The organism is Aeromicrobium sp. (assembly GCF_049587115.1).
GTDB lineage: Bacteria > Actinomycetota > Actinomycetes > Propionibacteriales > Nocardioidaceae > Aeromicrobium.
Map to the genome: position 1 here is coordinate 1 of NZ_JBAVDI010000042.1, position 21867 is coordinate 21867.

Genomic DNA, 21867 nt, shown 5'->3' on the forward strand with positions numbered 1-21867 from the left:
TGGGAATTGTTGAGATACTCCTCAGCAGTTTCGAGCAGCAGACGACCCCCGGCTCGAGGTTGCTGAGACAACACGCGATGTACCGCGAGCACCGCAGAGTGAGCTTTGAGCTCCTCACTTCGTTGCCGGAAGTGGACGTCGATCGTGTGGCGCAGATCCTCCAGCCCACTTCGCCGGACCAGTTCCTCGGACAGCATCGTGGCATCGGTGACGCCGCTGCGCAGGGTGGCGACGGCCAACCGGATGCCATACAGTCCGAATCGCTCGACGAGTCGCGCCCTGACCCTCGCCGACGGCAAGATTTCGTCCTCCGTCGCGATGAAACGATCGGCGGAGATCAGCAACGACTGGAGCGTCTCGCGCGGAGCCTTTTCCAGAGCGACGAATGCGGCATACTCCGACTGGCGCAAGGTGGAGCTGGCCAGGGCCAGCAGTCCTGCCACCGGCACCACCGTCTCGACCAGTCCGGCGAGGGCCGGATCGGACCGAAGGCCCTTCACGGCCTGGTTGACCGACACCATGGCGTCGAGTCGCCCACCCGCCAGCTCGTCCGCCCGTGAAAGCACCGCGATCGATCCCAGCGCTGCCGCGCCATGGCTCGTTCGATCGTGCAGATTGTGCAGGAAGTCGACGTCGGAGGTGTGCAGGGAGCGCAACATGTAGACCACGGCATCGACCCCCGACACGCCTTGCTGGGGAGCCAGGAACTCCTGCGTGCGCGTGGAGACCCCGGCCGAGATGGACACCGTGCCCGGCGTGTCGATCAGGATCAGATCATTCAGTTGTTCGGCAGGCCACACCACTTCGAGGCGATCCAGCGATTCGGCGCTCAAATCACCGAGATCGAGCTCCAGACGTTCCTGCTGCCGCAGGACCGGTAAATTGGTGCCAGTCCCACCAACGTCGAAAGCCTGCACCTTCGGCGTCGCGCCGTGCCGATACCAGGTCACGACGCGGGTGCACTCGCGGGCATCAGTTGGAGCCAGATGTTCGCTGAGCAGCGCGTTCAGGAGGGTCGACTTGCCTGCTTTGACCGATCCGACCAGGGCCACCCGCAGCGGCTCGTCGAGTCGGCGGCGATGCTCAACCAGCTCTGCTCTGACTTCCGGGTCCCTGCGATAGACCCGCAATGCCCCCGCCAGCAGGTCAAGAGCAGTCTCGATGGGTGCGCTGTTGCGTGTGATGCTGGTGTTCATGCCACGGCTCCTGCTCTCGTGCCGCTCGAATCAAGTGCATGTGCACGCGACACCAGATCTCGGAGTGCGGTTTCCCAGACCTCGAGCTCGGTGATGCGCCGGATCCCGCCGTTCAGATCTGCCGCTGCGCCGGCCTGTGCCGCGGCGATCGCCTCGTTGAGCGAGCGCCGCATGTTGTCCGCCATCACCGTGAAGTGGTCGCGGAGCAGCCGGCGAGTGTGGTTGAGCCGATCGCGGCTCTCCTTGCTGATCTGGAAGACGGCCTCATCGATCAGGCGGCGCACCGCCACCTTGGCCATGTTGCGCCGTCGTTCCAGCCGCTGGGCGGACTCCTGCCGATAGGCGTAGCCACCGATGACCATCCCGGCCGCGATGGAGATCGGATTGATGAGTGCCAGCCCGGCGAGGCTGGTGAGCAGACCGAACATCAACACGCCACCGTAAGAGTTGCGCATCCCAATGAGGAACTTCTGCGGAAGCGACAACGCGCCGGACGCGATGCGGTCCAGTCCTGCGATCGGGTTGAGCACGCCATCGGTGTCCGACAACCGGAACTGCGGAAGGTCCACCGCCCCCTCGATGGCGAAGTGCTCTGCCACAGCACCGGACAGCCACTCCGAACGTTGGTGCGCCCACACGAAGTTGTCACCGACAGCTTGCGCGATCGAGTCAGCCAGCCATGCACCGACCTCCTCCCAGGCGTCACCGGGGTCACAGTCGTCGATCAGCAGCTCGGCCTCACGACCCACGTTGCGCAGCCGATCGCGCAGGTCGAACTCGATGTCTGAGGTCAGATCCTGGATGCCGTCGTTCAAGGTCTGCTGCCACGAGGCCGACTTTTCGCCGAGCGCCTTCGCAGCTGCCTGAGCGCCCTTCAACGAGCGCACCACCCCGGCACCCTCGGCCGGATCACGCAAAATCTGCAGCTCGGACTCCAGTGCCAGCGACAGGTGGTCCACGACCGACAACACCTGCTGTCGCACGGCGATTCCGGATTGATCGAGGACTCGATCGGTGACTTCGGTGCGTAACAGATCGAGCAGCTCGGGGACGCCGGACTCGGCGTCCATGACAGCATCGCCCGCGCTCACCGCGCGCATGTGCATGGCCGCTGAGACTGGCACCAGTCGCAAGTCCAGATCGGCGGTGCTGAGATGACTACGGTCGGCCTCCGCAATCTCTCGCCAGTGCGGGTGGGGGTCGATCTTGCTGAGGACGCAGGTGAGCGTCGGGCACAGCGAGATCGACTGCTTGAGGAAGGCCAGTTCCGGATCGGTGTACTCCTGGCTGGCGTCCGAGAGCATCAGGACCGCATCGGCGCCAGGAAGCATCGTCAAGGTACTGGCTGAGTGCGCCTGCCTGGTGCCCCCCACACCGGGGGTGTCGACCAGCACGAGACCATCAGCCAGAACCTGGCTTGGTACCCCCACTTCCACCCGAACCGGTCTGACCCCATCGTGGGCCACCGCGGCCTCGGTCACATGCTGTCTCAGCGAGTCAACCGGAATCGACTTCGACTGGAGGCCCTCGAGCCCGTCCACCTCCGTGAAGAGCGTCGCGGAAGGCTCCGCCGCGTACCTGACGATGGTAGGCACGGCAGTGCCGATCACGTCGTCAACCGGGCACACGGGCGCATTGATGATGGCGTTGACCAGCGCGCTCTTGCCCTGCTTGAACTGGCCGACCACCACGACACGCATCGTGGGATCCTCCACTCGGTCCTTCAGTGCGCTGACGCGGGCGGCGAGATCTTGACGATTTGCTTGGGAGGCGATCTCGGCGGTGAGCGCCAAGAGCGCTGTCATCTCAGTGGTTCGCGGGGACGCTCCGGAATGAATACTCATGACGACTCATCTCCTTCGCGAATCATGGTGCCATGAAATATGGGGCCAGCCCCCGGATCCACTCTGGATCCGGGGGCCGCCCACGCCATGTTCCACGTATTCGTTCACGTGGACACGGTGGTCATGCGAGCTGGCGATCGATCACGGCAGGATCTCGCCGTTGCCGTGGACCGTGTCGCCGTCACTGACCGATGAACCGATGCCAATGGCGTCGTTGTCACTGTTGTCCACATAGCTGAAATCGTCATCTGAGTAGTCGCCGACCTGCCCACTGCCCTGAGCAACGTCACCGCCGGAATGAACCCCGCCACCGGTCGTGATGTCGCCGCCGGAGTTGTGCGTGCTGCCACCGGTGGTCAAGTCGCCGCCGGAGTTGTTGACGCCGCCATCCTGCACGCTGTCGCCGCCGGAATTCACCCCTTCGTCTCGCGCGACGTCGCCGCCGGAGTTGTTGACACCTTCGTCGAGGGCCAAGTCATCGCCAGCAACCTGGCCACCATTCTCCAGATCCACCCCATCGTTGTCCTGCACCGAGCTGTCGTTGTTCGAGTTGAGAGTCAACGTGCCCAGAACGGTCGAGTTGTCCTCGTTCATCGAGTTCGCGAGCGCGACGTTGCCGGAGTCGATCAAGCCGCGACCACCGTTCTCCAGATCGACACCGTCGTTGTCCTCGTTGTAGGAGTTCGTCGCGTTGCCCTGATTGGAGTTGTCGGAGTTGTCCTGACCAGCATTGTTGTCCCCAACCTCCAGATCGACACCATCGTTGTCCTGGTTGTTCGAGTTCGTGTTGGTCTCGTTGCCCTGGTTGGAGTTGTCGGAGTTGTCCTGGCCCGCGAAGTTGTCGCCAGCCTCCAGATCGACACCGTCGTTGTCCTCGTTGTTCGAGTTCGTCGCGTTGCCCTGGTTGGAGTTGTCCGAGTTGTTGGTGTCGCCTACCTGGCCACCGCCTTCGACGTCGTTGCCATCGTTGTCGTTGTAGGAGTCGTTGATCGAGTTGTCCTGACCGGCATTGTTGTCACCGACCTCCAGATCGACACCATCGTTGTCCTCAGTCGAGTTGTCCTGGCCGGCATTGTTGTCACCGTTCTCCAGATCGACACCATCGTTGTCGTTGTTGTCGCCGTTCTGACCACCGTCTTCGGCGGCATCGCTGCCAGCGATCTGCGCATCGTCCTCCGCAGCATTGCCGCCAGCGACCTGCGCATCGTCCTCAGCAGCATTGCCGCCCGCGACCTGCGCATCGTCCTCAGCAGCTGCGCCTCCGGCAGCGATCGCGTCGTCTTCCGCAGCGTTACCGCCAGCGACTTGCGCGTCATCCCGTGCCGCGTTGCCCCCGGCTACCTGTCCGTAATCCCGAGCGGCGTTGCCGCCGGCGATGATGCCGGTGTCGTGGGCGACCGTGGCGTCCCCTCCGGCGATCACACCGTCATCCTGAGCGTTGTAGGCGTCGCGACCGGCCGCCACGTTGTCGTAACCGGCAACGGTCACACCATCGCCAAGTCCGAAGGCCTGGATGACGTCGCCATCGGACCAGATGTTCTGGGCGATGTTGGTGGTGGTGCCCGGTGGGTAGGCGGCAACGACAGCCTTGAGCTGATGGATGACGTTGGTGTGCCCGTGACCCCAGCCCGCAGCGGCGACCGGGAGCGAGTCGGCGACGACCGGGAGCACCGCGTCGACGTCTGCGCACGAGATGCCCTCCAGACCAGCTTCGGCCAACGCGCCCTGCGGGTCGTAGTCGAAGGCAGCGGCGCTCGCGTCGTCGCCGAGCAGTCCGAGGATGAAGTTCAACAAGGTCATGGTGTCCATGGGAATCTCCTGAATCGGTGATCGACCCGTTCGAGTCGAAGCACGACGAATCTATGACCGGATCTCGTACCTGCCATCGGGGCAGAGTCCCCAACTTCACGCCACGCGGTACCGGGAATGGGCTGTGGGGGATCGCTCAGGGGATAGGGGATTTCGCTATCGGGGAAAGTAGACAATGTGTCGCAGAGGCTTCCCAATGATCAGATCTCGCTGTTACGTTTGAGACTGTTCATCACGGTTGAGTCGGGAGGGGATCAACTCACACCGGGAGCCGACAGTGGTCCGGCCCCACGATGAGGAAGGCCGGTCATGGCGATTGGCGTGGATGTCGGCTCCAGCGGGACCACCACAGCGGATGACTTCGGCACGTGCGAAACGGCTGCGGTCCTGCCCGCGATGCGTCATGTTGTCGCGGGGCTGGCCGGGCGCGTCGGTGATCCTGTTCCCTCGGTCTTCCGAGACGAGATGGGTCGAACCTGCCGGCTCCACGCGCACGATCTCTACGCTGCCGAAGTCGTCCGCGCGATGCGGTCCGCGGGGATCGAACCCGACGAGACCCAGGGCCGGGGTGTCGTGGTGGCCGTCCCTTGCTGGTGGACGACCCATGCCAAAGAGGCCGCGGCCGACGCGATCCGCGCGGCCGGGGGCGAGAGGATCGTTCTGGTCGACAGTGCCGAAGCAGCAGTTCGCGGCCATCTTCGCACCGAGTCCGAGCTCGACGACTTCATCGCCGTGCTGGACCTCGGTGCCGAAACGACCAGCGCCTCCGTCGTCCATCACGGGCGCGCCCGCAGACCCAAGATCATCGGCCGACCGGCCGCGCAGCTGGGCGAATCGGGGAACGAGCTCGACGCCCGACTCCTGCACCACCTCCTGCGAGGGCTCGGCGAGTCCGGTGGTTCCCTCGACGTCTCGAATCCCGACACGATTCTGGCCGCAACCGAGCTGCTTGAGCGATGCCACGAGGCCAAGCATTCGCTGTCGATGCGTCCGGCTGCCACCCTTGGCACCCGGCTTGCCGGCCCGGATTCACGCCTGCGTCTCGTGCGCGGCGAGTTCGAGGAGATTGCGCTGCCCTGGGCACGAGCATCGGTGAAGATTCTGGCTGACGCCATCGAGACGAGCGGGCAAGCAGTGCGCAGCGTGCTGCTCGTCGGCGGCGGCGCTCATATCCCCCTGATCGCCCAGTCCGTGTCGGCCGGGCTCGGACTCGACGTCGTCGTGAGCCCTCGACCGACCGAAATCACCGCCGTAGGCGCCCGAGAGCAGGCCGCTGGCGTGGACCATCGGGCCGCTGTGGTCCGACCTGGGCGTCGGCATGCCGAGGCTTCCTCGGTGGCGGCAGGCGATCTGGACACGCTCGAACCTCGGGAAAGCGCCTCAGTGCCGATGACCAAGCGTCGCCCCTGGAGGAGGCACGCCCAGCTGTTGGACGCCGAGACGGATGCCGCGATCCCGGTCGAAGAGTGCTCCGAGCCCTGGTCGCTGGCCGCTTGGCACGGAGCCGAAGCCGAATCCACCACCGACGACGTCAAGATCGAGCCGTCGGAGCCTGACCCGATGATCCAGAGTGCGGCACCCTCGCCGACCGACCGTCCTGCCGATGCTGCGGCACGAATACGGACCTGGCCGGCCGATGTCGACGAGGTCCACACCTGGCTCAGCGCCTCCCATCGCCCTGCCCGGGAGCGCCACGCAGGCGGTCGCCGACAGGACACCCCACCCCGCCCCGCCACAAGTGCGGCACCTTCGCTGCCAGACGTCGCGCGCCGTCAGGACGACAAGCACCTGATCACGCCTGTGCGCAGGCCCCGCCGAGGACGCGAGCGCAGGTCGGCTGCCGTATTCGCCGGCTCACACCCGGGACTCCGGCCGGACATCGTGACGTCAGGAGACGGCGGCGGCCCGTCAGCATCGGAGCCGGTGGCACCGGAAGGACCGCCGCCATCAAGGACGAGGCGCCGTAGCAGTCAGGCGACCGGGCTGTTGCTCGTGCTTCTGGTCTGTGGCGCCCAGCTGACGTGGGCTGATCGACCCACCGAATCCGGGACCACGGATCCGGCTGGCTACTCCCCACCGAACGACGCCGACGGGCCGACCATCATCAACCAGAACAGGCCACAGCTGCGCACGCCGCCGGTCAGGACCCGCCAGGTACCCCCGCCTGCGAGCCTCGAGACTGACCACGTCAGGCCGAAGACAGCGGCGCCGATCGATCCCGATGTGTCCACCGTCGAATCCGACCCGGAGTCGGTCGACATCAGCGATCCAGCACCTGATCGGCGACCTCCGGATGCTTTAGATCTCGCGGAGGATCAGGACTCCCAGTCGGACAACCCCGACCAGACGGCGCCAGGTCTGGCGCCTGTCGAGGAGTGACGTGAGCACGGTGGATCGGCCTCCCGAGGAGGCCGCACCCACGGAGTCTGCCGACTGGGCCGACCCCGGCCTGCGCGACGATGTCCTCACCCTCATCGCCGTCGCAGATCTGCTCGACGTGTCCCACATGTCGGCGATCCTGGACGTGTCGCCAGCGGCGATCTACGCGTGTCTGGACGAGACCTGCGAAGACGGCCTGGTCCGTCCTGCCAGCCCCCATCTGTCGGCCAGCGACCGACAGCGAGTACTGAGCCGGGCGGGACGTGCGTCGGTCCAGACCCTGCACGATCGCGTGCTCCAGCGACTGACGACCAGTGGAACGCTGAGCCTGGACACCGCGACCTCGCTGGTCGCCTCGGGCTGCCGCGAACCGAGGCTGAGAACACTCCTCGTCGATGCGCTGCTCACCGCCGAGCCGTCAGATTGCCGACGCATTCTCGCGCTTGCTGAGCTCGCCGGAGCTGATCCGCTCGCCATCGAGGCGCAGCTCGCGGCGTGCGCAGCGGCGGAGGGCGACTTCGAACAGACGCTCAGGTCCTGCGAGAAGGTGCTGGCGCATCCCGATCATCCGGCGGTCGTCACCGCGGTCAGAGCCGCGGCGGTGGCCCATGCCCACCGCGGGATGACGCACATGAGCGCGGACCTCTACCGCTATCTGGGGCCTGCGCGGATCGCCGCCGACGCTGCGGTGGCGGTGTGGGCGCTGCTGGGCGACGGCGACCGAGCCGCCTCCGACGAGATGGGGCGGCCCGCCGAGTCGGGAGTGCCCACCACCAGCCGACATGGCATCGGGCTGCTCGGTCAGGGACTGCAGCTCTCGATCCAGGCCGATGGCAGCGCCGCACTACCCGTACTGGTCCAGGCTGCCGCAGCGCTGGGCCCGGTCGGCGAAAGTCTGGTGCTCCCTGACTCGCCGGCTGCGATCGCGGCTCTGGCCGCCATGGGTCTGGGTGAACTGGACACTGCCAGCTCAGCGCTGGACGCCGCGCTGGAGTGCAATCTCGGCGGATCGATCCAGCGCAATCGGCACCACCTTCTCCTGGCCTGGGTCACGATGCTGCGCAGCGATCTGGTTGCGGCATCCGCGATGGTCGATCAGGTCGTCGGGACTGGTTCCCTCGAGCTCCGTGACAGCATCACGGTGCATGCTCTGCGGGTCGGCATCGCGCGCCGGAGTGATGACCCCGGAGCCCTGGCCGATCGATGGATCGAAGCGCGTGCCTGCCTCGCGGAGTTCTCCGTCGATCTCTACTCCCTGCCGTCGCTCGGCGAGCTCGCGCTGTGCGCCGCACGACTGGGCGAGTCGTACCGGCTCTCCTCCCACCTCGCCGATGCCGAGGCGCTGCTCGAGCGGCTCGGCCGCCCACCATTGTGGTCAGCGATGTTCCACTGGTACGGGGTGCAGGCGGGAATCCTCGGCGAGGAACCGGCCCAGGTCATCCCTCACGCGGACGCCCTCGTCACAGCTGCGCCGTCGAGTCGGGTCGCCGGCAATCTGGCTAGGGCAGGGCAGACCTGGATCCGCGCACTGCGCGGCGAGGTCGATGTCGACGCGGTGCGTCCAGCTGTCGCCGGGCTCGAGGTGCTCGGACTGTACTGGGATGCCAAGCGTCTGGCGGCACACGCTGCCGCCCGCGCTCCGGACCGGGCAGTCATGCTGGAGCTGATGCAAATCGCGCGTGCCACGGACCGGGTCTCCCGAGCCGACCACGTAGCGATCACCGGCACGGAGTCCGAGCCCTCAAGCGCTCTGACTGATCGCGAATGGGAGGTCGCGGTGATGGTCGCCGATGGCCTGGCGTATCGCGAGATCGGTGAACGCCTGTTCATCTCGCCGAAGACGGTCGAACATCACGTCGCGCGCATCCGGCGGCGAATCGGTGTGGATAATCGGCAGGACATGCTGGTCGTCCTGCGGCGCCTGACGGCGACCGGGAGCCCGTCAGCCGATGAGGTCGGCGACTAGGTCACGCAGGATGCCGAAGCCGTTCTGGGTCAGGATCGACTCGGCGTGGAACTGCACGCCACGATAGTGCGGACCGGCAACGAGGTGCACGTCGCCGCTGACCGGCTCGGTCTCGACCCAGACACTTTCGGGGAGTCCATCTGCTGGCACGCGAGCGACGAACGTGTTGTAGAACCCGACCGTCTCAGCGCGGTCCCGCACCGTGAGCCTGCTCTGCGTGCCCTGGAACACGATGTCCTTGAAGACGATGTCCAGACCGATCTGATGGCTCAGGGTCTGGTGGCCGAGACACACCGCGAGGAACGGGCGTCGGGTCTCCAGCAGGCCGGCCACGACACCGTGCAGCACCGAAATCTTGGGATCGTCCAGATCACGAGGATCGCCCGGACCCGGGCCCACGACGACCAGGTCGAAGCCATCGAGATCGCCGTCGGCGTACACATCGTGGCGGACGATCTCGGTCGTCATGCCGAGCACGCCAAAGACGTGCGCCAGCATGTTGACGAAGTCGTCCTCACCGTCGACGATCACGACACGCTTGCCAGCCAGCGCCGGAACCGGAGCGGCACCGGACTGGTCGGTGAGCCAGAACTGACTGAGCCGCTGGTTGCGCGTGCCCAACGCGATCAGCACATCGTCCTCCCGGGTGAAGGCGTCAAATCCCTCGAGCGGCTCGGGTGCTGCCTCGACCAGGCCGAAGGCGCTGAGAACTCCCGAAGCCTTGGCCCACGTCTCGCTGGTCTCGTGCTCCGGGTCCGAGTCGCGGACCAGAGTGGCACCCGCAGTGACCTTGAGGCGCCCGTCAAGATCGACGTCGGCGGTACGAATCAGGATGGGCGCGTCAGCTCGCGGCACACCATCGCCGTCTCGTCCGATCAGCGCGGCGACCGAGGCGTAGTAGCCGCGGCCCTCCGGCTCGTACTTCTTGATCAGTCGGCACGCGTTCTCGACCGGGCTTCCGGTCACCGTCGCGGCGAACATCGAGTCGCGCAGCACCTCGCGCACGTCGCGGTTCGTGCGCCCGGCGAGGAGGTACTCCGTGTGGACGAGATGGGTCATCGGCTTGAGGTAGGGACCCAGCACGAGCCCACCCTCGTGGCAGATGTCGCACATCATCTTGAGCTCTTCGTCGACGACCATGAAGAGCTCGTAGATCTCCTTCTCATCCTTGAGGAAGTGCAACAGCTCGCGCTTGCGGTCGGCGTGGGTGTCCAGCCCGCGCATGCGGAACGTCCCGCTGATCGGGTTCATCCGGACCTGGCCGTCCTCGACGCTCACGTGCCGTTCCGGGCTCGCGCCGATCAGGTAGCGGTCGCCAGTGAAGATGCAGAACGTCCAGAACGCCCCGCGCTCGCGCTCCAGCAGACGGCGGAAGACCGTCAACGCCCGATCGTGGCCCCAGTCGGCCACCTGCGCCCGATAGTTCCGGCTGATGACCAGGTTGGCGCCCTCACCCTGACCGATCTCCTCGGCGATGATCTGCCGGACCAGGTCGGCGTAATCGTCGTCGGAGGTCTCGAACCCGCCTCGGTCGGTGAACTCGATCGGGGCGTCGGGCAGCAGGTCGAGAATGTCGATGAGGGGGATTTCGGCGACGTGGGCGGCCTCGATCGCCGTCAACGGTGTGCCGTCCTGATGTGCCTCGAAGCCGCGTTCGCGCGCCTGGGCGAAGGGGACCAGCACGAGGTGATTCCACGCCGCGTCGCTACCGGGCACCAGCGGAATGTCGGACAGCGAGTCCATGTCGGTGCGCGGCCCGCCGATCAACGTCACGGTGTCCGAATCCCGCACGCGAATCAGCGCGAACGCCGGCTGGGCAAGGAGCTCGTCGAGAGCGGTCATCTCAGTTCCTTCGATATGTCTGGACCCGCCAGGAACGGTGCACAAAGCACTGGTGCCCAGAGCCGGCCTCGCGGGCGGTCTGGGCACACGTCAACAGCCACCTACGGGTGGCGCCACCACGAGTGGCACTGGGCTGTCATGGCCTGAGCCTAGCGCAGGGCTCCGTCCGAGCGGCTCCGACCGGTCTCGGTTGTGTGGGTACCGGACTCGCCGGAGGCGCGGGCGGGCAGGTGCAACCGGGACGATGCCAGACTGGCCCGCATGGACATCGATGTCGACCTGATCCGGCGGGACCTGGCGCAGATCGTCAACTTCCCCAGCGTCGGGGGTTCGGACGCCGAGACCGCAGTCCAGCGCTGGTGCGCGGCCACCCTGACGGGCCTGGGGATGGAGGTCGACCAGTGGCGTCTTGACCTTGACGACCTCCGCGCGCGTGAGGACTATCCCGGCGAGGAGGTTGAGCGCGAGGAGGCATGGGGTTGTGTCGGAACTTCCGGCCCTGGCACGCCCGCGCTGATCCTGAACGGTCACGTCGACGTCGTGCCTCCCGGCGAGCCAGAGTCCTGGACCAATGCGGACCCATGGCTCGTACGCGAGGTGGATGGCAACTGGTTCGGGCGTGGAGTGTGCGACATGAAGGGCGGCGTCGTCGCGATCATCGCGGCCGCCCGAGCGGTCAGCGACATGTCGCTGGCCCGATCCTTTGCCGTGCACACGGTGATCGGCGAGGAGGACGGCGGCCTCGGGACGTTCGCGACCCTGCTGCGTGGACACACAGGCGAGTCCTGTGTCATCGCCGAGCCGACCGACAACGAGCTCGTCGCCGCCAACGCGGGTGCCCTCACGTTCCGGATCCAAGTCGCGGGTCGGGCCACCCACGGATCGATGCGAACCGCCGGGCACAGCGCCATCACCGCCTTCGAACTACTGCATCGGGCCCTGCACGAGCTCGAGGCGGTCCGCAACGCGGCTCCGCCCGAACCATTCGGCGACCAGCCGTGGCCGATCAGCATCGGCATCCTGCAGGCCGGCGACTGGGCCAGCACGGTGCCCGACCTCCTCATCGCCGAAGGGCGCTACGGCGTCATGCCGGGCGAGTCGTTCTCCGACGCGAAGACGACCTTCGAGCAGGCCCTGGCCCGGGCCGCGGCAGCCGACACCTGGCTCGCCGAAAACCCTCCCGTCGTCACCTGGCCTGGGGGGCACTTCGCAGCCGGCCGCCTCCCCGCTGGCGACCCGTTCGGCGCACAGGTCGCCGACGCGGCAATGGCCGCCGGACGTCCCCGACCGCGTCTCGTCGGTGCACCGTACGGCTCGGACCTGCGTCAGTACGCCGCAGCAGGGATCCCGACGGTGCAGTACGGACCGGGTGCGATCGGCGACGCGCACGCCATCGACGAGCGGGTGTCGGTCGACGAAGTCGTGGCCTGCGCGAGAGCGTACGCGGAGCTGATCGTGGCGCGCTGCAGCTAGGGCCGTGCCACCAGCGGCTGACGCGAGCTCGTCGCCAGCCGCGTGTAGTCGGCAGGCTCGATCATCCCGCCGGTGTTGAATGTGACCGGCTGCAGGCCGATCGGCTTGCCGTCGGCAAACGTCACGATCGCGACCTGCGCCGGTCGGCGCAGCTTGCTGCCGAGCGCGAACGCGTAGACCGCGCCCCCGGTCGATCCGGTCGTGAGGGTGGTCGTGGATCGACCGTTCGCGCCCTCGATGACGGTGGGACCGACCTGGCGGTGCAGGTGTCCGGTCAGCACCAGATCGACGCACCCCGAGGCCGCGACACTCTTGGCTGAGGAGGGGCTGTGCACAGCGATGACGCTGACATCACCGGCGTCGCACGCCACCTTCATCAGATTCTCGTCCTGAGCGCGGATGGCGGCGCTGTTGTCCGACGGGTCGCCGTTGTAACCCGAGGTCAGGCCGGAGCTCCGCGGATCGCTGCTGCCCAGAAAACGGATGCCGCCGACCTTTACCGGCTCTCCGTCGAGCAGGTTGAAGCCCTTGTCGACCATCTGCTTGGCGACCGTGCCGCCGGTGTCGTGGTTGCCGGCGACCGACACCACGTCGAAGCCGTCGAACTCACGAGCTAAAGAGTTGATGCTGAAGGTCTCCCAGCTGGCTCCGTTCGAGGTGTCGTCACCCAGGTCGATCACGATGCGGGCGTTGACTCGATCGGCGATGGCGCGAGCGACCGGATCCATGCCGATGTTGTCGTGGCGGTCGGTCACCACCAGCGCCGTGGTCTCCCCGTCCAGCGGGGCGCGCAGGTCTGCGGTCTCGGCGGTGACCGCGAGCCGGCCGTAGAACGCGACCGAGGTGCGATAGGTCGCCAGTGCACCCTCGACCACGGCCCGGCTCCCTCTGGTCGACGCGCCCTGCGCGATCTCGACCTTGTCGAGGACGGGGTCGGCCGGCAGGTCGGGGAACACCGAGCCGATCGGAACCCATTGCGTCCCGCTGCCACGCGGTCGCTCGGGAGTGGCCACGAGCGTCAGCGCTCCGATCGCCACTGCCGTGACCGCCGCTGCTGCGATCACCTGACGCCGGTGCGGGTGGCGCGCGGCGGCCCAGATCGCCCGCCGGCGGTCGTGTCCGATCGCCTGCCACGCGAGCACTGCGATCAGCACCACCAGCAAGGCGACTCCGATGCCACGCAGCGCCGCATCGACGAGCATCGCGATCATGGTGCTTCGCACGGCCTCGATCTCACCCTCCGGCTGCGAGGCGATGACTGCGTCGCGCGCGATCAGCTGCTCCAGATCGGTGACCTCGCTGCCCCCGAGCCGGATGTCCGTGCCGAGGCCCAGCGGTGTCGTCGCGGGCAACCGGATGTCCGGGATCAGGGGGCCGAACTCGATCCTGGCGTGCCCGGTGAAGGTCGGCTGCACCGTGGCGTCGTGTGCCCCGATCGCGATGTCGCGCTCGCTGTGGATCAGGGTCGTGTACGCAGTCGGCAGCGCCACGCCGACGGCGAGGACCGTGAGCAGAACCAGCTTGAGTAGGCGGTTCATGCCAGTCGACGCAACCACGCATCGGTCGTGCCAACCGTGGTCAGCAGCTGCGTCGCCCGGGTCAGCACGACGTACAGCGTGCGCCACCCGGCACTGGACTCGGCGGTGATCTCGTCTGGTTCGACGACTACGACACCGTCGAACTCCAGACCCTTGGTGTCGAGGCCGTCGAGCAGCCGGAGCCGATCGGGGTGCCGCTCGAGAAGCTCGGCGAGATCGCTGCGGAGCCCGGTCAGACTGGCGGTCGGGGCGACGATCGCGACAGTGCCGTCGACCCGGTCGAGAATCTCCTCGGCGCTGCGTCGGACGGCGCTCACCAGCTCGTCGGATCGGACCGTCAGATGCACGGGCTGCTCACCGGTGCGGCGTACGGCATCGGCGAGATCGGGGTGGGGAACCGCTATCGCCGCGACCTGTGCCGCCAGGTCGTAGATCTCGGCAGAGTTGCGGTAGTTGGTCGACAGCCGGAAGGCGTGCTCCGGCTTGCCCTCGAGCGCTGTGCTGCGGGCTGCGGCCGATTCCTGTGGGTGCGGCCACGACGACTGGGCCTCGTCGCCAACGATCGTCCAGCTCGCATGACGACCTCGACGACCCAGCATTCGCCACTGCATAGGCGACAGATCCTGCGCCTCGTCGACCAGGACGTGGGCAAAACCGTCATCCTCGATGCTCTGGGTCGAGCGGTAACGCTCTGACCGGTCCTCGCGCTCCCGCCGCTCGAAGCTCATGAGCTGCTTGGGCGCGTCATCGTTGTCTCCATCGCTGACCGGCACCTCGCCGATGACGTAGCGCAGCTCGTCGATCAAGGGGACATCCTGGATGCTCGGTTCGCCGATCGCCCACGAGAGCTTCAGCGCCGCACTCTCGGTCGCGTTGAATGCGCCGTGCCCGAGCTCGTCCAGCACGTCCGGCAGCGTCCGCCACACCTCGATCGGCTCGACCGGTGGCCACCAGTCCTCGACGAAGTCGACGAAGCGGTCGTCGGTCGTGATGATCTCGACGAACTCCTCTTCCCCCTTCTCCAGCGCCCGTTCGCCGGCGACCTGCCGCCACAGTGCGGCAACCAGCGCCTCCGGCGCCTTCTGATAAGCCCGGTTGCGCTTGCCACCGGACAGCAGGCGACGCCTGATCCGCTCGAGCTGAGGTGAATCCAGCCGGAGGACATCGTCCTTGTAGAAGTAGCGGAACTCCGTCGGGGCACCCGGCATCGGTGCCGCGGCAGCGCGGGCGAGGAATGCGGCCATCCGGGGCGATCCCTTGGCCGCCGCCGCGACCGGCTCGTCGTGTCGGGACGTGCGGAGGCCGTCGACGACCTCGCCGAGGGATCGCAGCGTCACGCTCGTCTCACCGAGGCTCGGCAGCACCCGCTCGATGTAGTTCATGAACACCGTCGACGGACCGACGACCAGCACCCCGCCGGACTCGAAGCGACGACGATCGGTGTAGAGCAGATAGGCCGCTCGGTGCAGCGCGACGACGGTCTTGCCGGTGCCCGGTCCGCCGCCGATCGTCGTGGCCCCCCGGCTCGGCGCGCGAATCGCCTCGTCCTGCTCCTTCTGGATCGTGGCGACCACCGAGTGCATCGTGCTGTCCCTGGCTCGGGTCAGGCTCGCGAGCAAGGCGCCCTCCCCGACGACGACCAGGTCGTCGGGAGCGTTCTCGCTGTCGAGCAGGTCGTCCTCGACACCGATGACCTTGTCGTTGGCGCAGCGCAGGACGCGGCGCCGGATCACGCCGGAAGGCTCCTGCGCCGTGGCCTGGTAGAAGACTGCAGCTGCCGGTGCGCGCCAGTCGACGAGCATGATCTCGCGATCGGAATCACGGACTCCGATCCGGCCGATGTAGCGGGACTCCCCGGTCAGCAGGTTGAGCCGCCCGAACACCAGGCCGTCGTGCGCGGCATTGAGCGCAGACAGCCGCAACGATGCCTGGTAGACCATCGCGTCGCGTTCGACCAGACCACCTTCATTGCCGACATGACCTCGCGCCATCCCCTCGACAACGAGGGACTGGGCCACCTTGGCGGATGCATCGAGACGTTCGTAGACGGCGTCGACGTACGCCTGTTCTGTGTCGATCTCGTGCTGCTCCGCGTTGTTCGCGCTCACCCGACTCCTCTTCGCCCGAAGGAACTCACCAGTGTATGTCGTGCGAGAAGCATTTTGCAGGACGCCGACCGCTACGTGGACATGGCGAGCCGGGCGTCCAGCGCAGGCCTGTGGCGCCGGCTGGGGCTACTTGCTGCGATGGAGGAAGGCCGTCATCGCCTCGCGGGCCTCGTCGCTGCCGAACAGCTCGGCGGACTTGACCGCCAGGTCGTCGCCGAGGGCGTCGATGCGGGCGAGGAGGTCATGGTTGAGGATCTTCTTGCTCTCGCGCAGGCCCTGTGGATATCCCTGGGCCAGATCCATCAGGACGCGCGAGATCTCGCCAGCCAGCTCGGCGTCGGCCACGGCCCGGGTGACCAGCCCAGCTGTCACGGCTTCAGCGGCATCGAACTGCCGGGCCGTGAGGAACAGGTCGGCTGCCGCTCGAGAGGTGAGCCGCGGCAGCAGGCTGACCGAGATGCTCGCCGCCGCCAGCCCGAGTCGTACCTCGGTGAGCTGGAACGTGACCGACTGGGCCGCGAGAACGATGTCGGCTGCCCCGACGATGCCCAGGCCACCAGCGCGCACTGGTCCGGCCAGCTCGACCACGACCGGGCTGGCCGCGGCGGCGATCTGACGTTGCAGCGCGACCACGGTGGCGGCACCCTCAGCCATGCCTCCGGCAGCCGCTTCGGCCATGTCGGCGCCGGAGCAGAAGACCCGACCGGCCGAACGAATCAGGATCGCCCTGGTCTGCGGATCGGCATCCGCCGTGGTGAGGTGCTCGACCAGCTCGCTGACCAGCTGCTTGCTGAGTGCGTTGCGGTTGTGGTCGCTGTCGAGCGTGATGGTCGCGATCTGATCGGCGACCTCGAGGTGAACCAGCTCTGTCATTCACGATCTCCTGGACTGGGCGGCATCGCGTCCCACCCGGGGGTGGTCGCAGCCAGCTAGTACGACTTGGGCAGGCCCAGCGAGAACTGGGCGATGAAGTTGAGCACCATCTCCTTGCTGACCGGAGCAATCCGCGACAACCGGGATCCGGCGAGCATCTGGACCAGACCATACTCGTTGGCCAGCCCGTTGCCGCCGTGCGTCTGGATCGCCCGGTCGACAGCGTTGCACACGGCTTCACCGGCGGCGTACTTCGCCATGTTGGCTGCCTCGCCGGCCGCCATGAAGTCACCCGCGACGTACAGAGCGGCTGCGCGCTGGGTCATCAGACGAGCCATCTCGATCTCGATGAAGGACTCGGCCAGCGGATGCGCGATCGCCTGGTGCGAGCCGATCGGCGCCTTCCAGACCTGCCGTTGCCTGGCGTACTCCGTCGCCTTGGCCAGGGCGAGCCGGGCCGTGCCGGTCGCGAACGACGCTCCCATGATCCGTTCGGGGTTCAGACCTGCGAACAGCTGGTCGATGCCGGCGTCCTCGCTTCCCACCAGCGTGTCCGCCGGGAGCAGGACGTCGTCGAAGAACAGCGTGAACTGCTTCTCCGGCGACGTGATGCCCATGTCGATCTCCTGATAGGTGAATCCGGCTGTGTCGGTCGGCACGAGGAACAGCGCCGGCTTGAGGTTGCCTGTCCTGGCATCCTCGGTGCGCGCGACGACCAGGACGTGGCTGGCCTCGTCGACGCCGGAGATGTAGGTCTTGGTGCCCTTGAGCCGCCATCCGTCGTCGGTGCGGTAGGCCGTCGTGATGATCTTGTGGGAGTTGGATCCGGCATCCGGTTCGGTGATCGAGAACGCAAAGGTCGAGGTCCCGTCGGCCAGACCGGGCAGCCAGCGCTGCTTCTGCTCCTGGGTTCCGTACTGCGCGATGATCGTGCCGACGATCGCCGGGGAGACGACCATCAGGAGCAGCGGGCTGCCGGCTGCCGCGAGCTCTTCGCAGACCGCGGCAAGATCACCGATGTCGCCACCTCCGCCACCGAACTCCTCGGGAACCGCGACACCGAGGTAGCCGAGCTTGCCCGCTTCCGCCCACAGCTCGGTGGTCTTGCGACCGTCCTTGGCTGCCTGCTCGAAGTAGTCGCGTCCATATTTGCTGCCCAGATCGGCCACCGCCTTGCGCAGGGCGATCCGCTCGTCGGACTCGGTGAAGCTCGTCATGGGGTTTCTCCTTCGATGATGGCGAGTACGGTTCCGGACTCGACCTGCGTGCCAGCGACCACTGACAGCTGGGTGACGACGCCGTCGGTCGGCGCGGTGATGGTGTGCTGCATCTTCATGGCCTCGAGCACGACAATGACGTCACCGCGGTCGACCTGTTGACCGTCCTGAACGGCAACGCTCACGACCGCGGCCGGCATGGGCGCCAGCAGCGATCCCTCCGCGACGACGTCCGCCGGATCGACGAAGTCGGGGATCGGGGTGAAGTCGATGGCGCCGCGCGGTCCGTCGACGTCGACCCAGCCGTTGCCAATCGTGATGTCATAGGTCTCGGTGAGACCGCCGTCCTCGAGCACGACGCGCGACGGCGAGGCGCTGGACACCGTCACGTTCTCGAGGTCGTGCTGCACCAGACCCGCGCTGTACGAGACGGTCACCTCGCCGATCGAGCCGGTCGACACCACGTACGTCCGAGTGCGTGGCTGGCTGGGCACGTTGCGGAACGCGGTCGGGATCCGGGAAAGCACGGTCGCGCTGGCCGTGGCCGAGCTGGCCTCGGCCACCGCCGCTGCGAGCGCCGACTTGCGCACCGCTCGGTCATCTTGGCGCGGTGCTGTCCACGCGGACAGCCGCTGGTCGAGCAATGCGGTGTGCACGCGCGCGGCAGCGAACTCCTCATCGGCAAGAATGGCGAGCAACAGGTCGGTGTTGGTCGTCACGCCGTGCAGCCGGAGACCCCGCAGTGCCGCGCCGAGCCGCCGGATCGCGGTGGTGCGGTCCGGTCCATGCGCGATCAGCTTGGCCAGCATCGCGTCGTAGTGGATCCCGACCGTCGAACCGGTCTCGACACCGGAGTCGATCCGCAGGCCGTACGCCGTCGGGCTCGCGAACCGGCTGCCATCGATCTCGAACCCGCGCACCGTCCCGGTCTGCGGCTGCCAGTCGTCGGCCGGATCCTCCGCGTACAGGCGGACCTCGATCGCATGACCGATCGCCACGCCCGGCTCCGCACCGAGCGCTGCACCTTCGGCCACGGCGATCTGCAGCGCGACCAGGTCGACGCCGAACACCGCTTCCGTCACGGGATGCTCGACCTGAAGCCGCGTGTTCATCTCCAGGAAGTAGGCCTTGCCGCTGTCGAGGTGGGCGTCCGACACGAGGAACTCAACCGTGCCGGCGCCGACATAGTCGACCGCTCTGACCGCCGCGCGCGCTGCGTCGTGGATTACCGCACGGACAGGCTCGCTGACCGCCGGGGCTGGCGCCTCTTCGACGACCTTCTGGTGGCGACGCTGGATCGAGCAGTCACGATCGCCGACGATCCAGCACGTGCCGTGGCCGTCGGCCATGACCTGCACCTCGATGTGTCGCGCAGTGGGCAGGTAGGGCTCGACGAACACCGTGTCGTCGCCGAAGGCGGATCGCGCCTCGGCACCGGCCGCGACGAGCTCGCCCGCGAGGTCCTCAGGATCGGTGACGACTCGCATCCCGCGTCCGCCTCCACCGGCTGAAGCCTTGACCAGCAAGGGGAAATCCGCAGGGTCCGCGGTGGCCGCGTCGACGCTCAGGACGGGCACGCCGCCGGCTGACATCAGCTCCTTGGCACGGATCTTGGAGCCCATCGCGTCGATCGTCTCGGCCGAGGGACCTATCCACGTCAGGCCCGCAGCGGCGACGTCGCGAGCGAACTGTGCGTTCTCGGACAGGAAGCCGTAGCCCGGATGGATCGCGTCGGCCCCGGCGCGCAGCGCAGCAGCAATCACCAGATCGCCGCGCAGATACGTGTCCGTCGGTGTGCTGCCCGGCAGCCGCACCGCGACATCGGCGTCGAGCACGAAGGGCGAGCCGGTGTCGGCGTCCGAAAAAACCGCGACGGTCGAGATGCCCAGGTCGCGACACGTTCGGAAGACTCGGCGGGCGATCTCCCCCCGGTTGGCAACCAGCACACAGGAGATCATGAGCAGGCTCCTCGGGAGGCGCGCGGGCAATGGGCCACCATCCGCTGGAGCGGCGAGACCGGAGCGGCGCGGTTCACGGGCGGAACACTCCATATCCTTCGGCGCCCTTGACCGGGACGGTGTTGATCGCGCTCAGGCAGATGCCGAGGATCGTCCTGGTGTCGCGCGGGTCGATGACGCCGTCGTCATAGAGCATCCCCGAGGTGAAGTACGCCAGGGACTCCTTCTCTATCTGATCCTCGATGTACGCGCGCATCTGCCTGTCGCCGTCCTCGTCGTAGGGCTGCCCCTTGGCCTCGGCGGCGCCGCGGGCGACGATCGAGATGACACCGGCCAGCTGCGCGGGGCCCATCACGGCTGACTTGGCGGTGGGCCAGCTGAACATGAATCGTGGGTCGTACGCCCGGCCACTCATGCCGTAGTGCCCGGCACCGTAGGAAGCGCCCATCACGATCGAGATGTGCGGCACGGTCGAGTTGGAGACCGCGTTGATCATCTGCGCACCGTGCTTGATGATGCCGCCCTGCTCGTACTCCGCGCCGACCATGTAGCCCGTCGTGTTGTGCAGGAACAGCAGCGGTGTGTCGATCTGGTTGGCGAGCTGGATGAACTGTGTGGCTTTCTGCGCCTCCTGGCTGAACAACACCCCCTGCGCATTGGCCAGGATGCCCACCGGGTGCCCGTGCAGCTGGGCGAAGCCGGTCACCAGCGACGAGCCGTAGAGCGGCTTGAACTCGTCGAACTCCGATCCGTCGACCAGGCGAGCAATGACCTCATGCGGGTCGAACGGGATCTTGAGGTCGGTCGGCACGATGCCGAGCAGCTCCTCGGGGTCGAGGCTCGGTTCGGCGTAGGTCGGCTCCGGAACCGTGCCGCGCTTGGTCCAGTTGAGGCGCTTGACGATCGAGCGGCCGATACGGATCGCGTCGCGCTCATCGGCGGCCAGATAGTCGGCCAGCCCCGACGTGCGGGCATGCATCTCGGCGCCGCCGAGCGACTCGTCGTCGGACTCCTCCCCGGTGGCCATCTTGACCAGTGGCGGTCCCGCGAGGAACACCTTGGCGCCCTCCTTGACCATCACGACGTAGTCGCTCATGCCGGGCACGTAGGCGCCGCCAGCCGTCGAGTTGCCGAACACCAGTGCGACGGTGGGACAGCGTGCGGCGCTGGCTCGGGTGATGTTGCGGAACGAGGCGCCACCCGGGATGAAGATGTCCTTCTGTGTCGGCAGGTCGGCGCCGCCGGACTCGACCAGGTTGATCGTCGGCAGCCCGCACTCGGCGGCGATCTGCGCGGCACGGTGCCCCTTCTTGAGCGTGCTCGGATTCGACGACCCCCCCTTCACGGTCGGATCGTTCGCCACGATCATGCACTCGACACCCTCGATGACACCGATACCCGTCACGATCGACGCGCCCACCGCGAAGTCGGTACCCCAGGCCGCGAGGGTCGACAGCTCGAGGAAGGGCGAGTCGGGGTCCACGAGCAGCTCGATGCGCTCGCGCGCGGTCAGCTTGCCCCGCTGGTGGTGCCGGGCGACATATTTCTCACCGCCACCGGCCAGCGCCTTGGCATGCTGCTCGGCCAGGTCGGCCACCCGCTCCAGCATGCTGCCGCGGTTCGTCGTGTACGCCTCCGAGGACGTGTCCACTGCTGTGCGCATC

The 21867-nt window shown here is 67.2% G+C and carries 13 protein-coding genes; 3 read left to right on the forward strand and 10 right to left on the reverse strand.

The genetic code is table 11. The features are described 5' to 3' along the window. The 3 genes from WB461_RS04385 to WB461_RS04395 form a co-directional block, all read right to left on the reverse strand. Window positions 1-1196, reverse strand: a 1196-nt coding sequence (locus WB461_RS04385) for a dynamin family protein (protein ID WP_423851499.1), incomplete at its 3' end; no start/stop codon positions are given. Beyond that, the gene (locus tag WB461_RS04390) at window positions 1193-2896 is read right to left on the reverse strand and encodes a dynamin family protein (RefSeq protein WP_423851500.1); all 1704 of its coding nucleotides are present in this window, start codon (window positions 2894-2896) and stop codon (window positions 1193-1195) included. The genes WB461_RS04390 and WB461_RS04385, both read right to left, overlap by 4 nt. 285 nt (window positions 2897-3181) lie before the next feature. Next, window positions 3182-4849, reverse strand: a complete 1668-nt coding sequence (locus WB461_RS04395; RefSeq protein ID WP_423851501.1) for an IniB N-terminal domain-containing protein — start codon at window positions 4847-4849, stop codon at window positions 3182-3184. A gap of 309 nt (window positions 4850-5158) precedes the next feature. Here WB461_RS04395 and WB461_RS04400 point away from each other — a divergent pair, with 309 nt between their 5' ends. Together WB461_RS04400 and WB461_RS04405 are read left to right on the forward strand one after the other, a co-directional pair. Continuing rightward, window positions 5159-7228: an Hsp70 family protein gene (locus WB461_RS04400; RefSeq protein ID WP_423851502.1), complete on the forward strand. Its 2070-nt coding sequence runs from the start codon at window positions 5159-5161 to the stop codon at window positions 7226-7228. Window position 7229: 1 nt separating this feature from the next. Continuing rightward, entirely contained in the window at window positions 7230-9194 is a 1965-nt protein-coding gene (locus WB461_RS04405) for a helix-turn-helix transcriptional regulator (protein ID WP_423851503.1), read from the forward strand. Here WB461_RS04405 and WB461_RS04410 read toward each other — a convergent pair. Continuing rightward, window positions 9171-11036, reverse strand: coding sequence for a chorismate-binding protein (locus WB461_RS04410; RefSeq protein ID WP_423851504.1), 1866 nt, complete (start codon window positions 11034-11036; stop codon window positions 9171-9173). The genes WB461_RS04405 and WB461_RS04410 overlap by 24 nt on opposite strands. A gap of 261 nt (window positions 11037-11297) precedes the next feature. Between WB461_RS04410 and WB461_RS04415 the strand changes: the two genes are divergently transcribed. After that, window positions 11298-12509, forward strand: coding sequence for an ArgE/DapE family deacylase (locus WB461_RS04415; protein ID WP_423851505.1), 1212 nt, complete (start codon window positions 11298-11300; stop codon window positions 12507-12509). On the opposite strand, the gene WB461_RS04420 is transcribed toward WB461_RS04415, so the two are convergent. From WB461_RS04420 to WB461_RS04445, 6 genes are all read right to left on the reverse strand, one after another. Further along, window positions 12506-14047: a metallophosphoesterase family protein gene (locus WB461_RS04420; RefSeq protein ID WP_423851506.1), complete on the reverse strand. Its 1542-nt coding sequence runs from the start codon at window positions 14045-14047 to the stop codon at window positions 12506-12508. The two genes, WB461_RS04415 and WB461_RS04420, sit on opposite strands and share 4 nt — an antisense overlap. Next, complete coding sequence (locus WB461_RS04425) at window positions 14044-16155, reverse strand: HelD family protein (protein ID WP_423851507.1); 2112 nt, start codon at window positions 16153-16155, stop codon at window positions 14044-14046. The genes WB461_RS04420 and WB461_RS04425 overlap by 4 nt, the downstream gene beginning before the upstream one ends. Before the next feature lie 126 nt (window positions 16156-16281). Continuing rightward, on the reverse strand, window positions 16282-17028 hold the full coding sequence (locus WB461_RS04430) for an enoyl-CoA hydratase-related protein (protein WP_423851508.1): 747 nt from the start codon (window positions 17026-17028) through the stop codon (window positions 16282-16284). Between the two features lie 56 nt (window positions 17029-17084). Next, on the reverse strand, window positions 17085-18245 hold the full coding sequence (locus tag WB461_RS04435) for an acyl-CoA dehydrogenase family protein (protein WP_423851509.1): 1161 nt from the start codon (window positions 18243-18245) through the stop codon (window positions 17085-17087). Beyond that, entirely contained in the window at window positions 18242-20203 is a 1962-nt protein-coding gene (locus tag WB461_RS04440; protein ID WP_423851510.1) for an acetyl/propionyl/methylcrotonyl-CoA carboxylase subunit alpha, read from the reverse strand. The genes WB461_RS04435 and WB461_RS04440 overlap by 4 nt, the downstream gene beginning before the upstream one ends. Before the next feature lie 73 nt (window positions 20204-20276). Next, on the reverse strand, window positions 20277-21866 hold the full coding sequence (locus WB461_RS04445; RefSeq protein ID WP_423851511.1) for an acyl-CoA carboxylase subunit beta: 1590 nt from the start codon (window positions 21864-21866) through the stop codon (window positions 20277-20279). Between the last annotated feature and the right edge of the window lies 1 nt (window position 21867).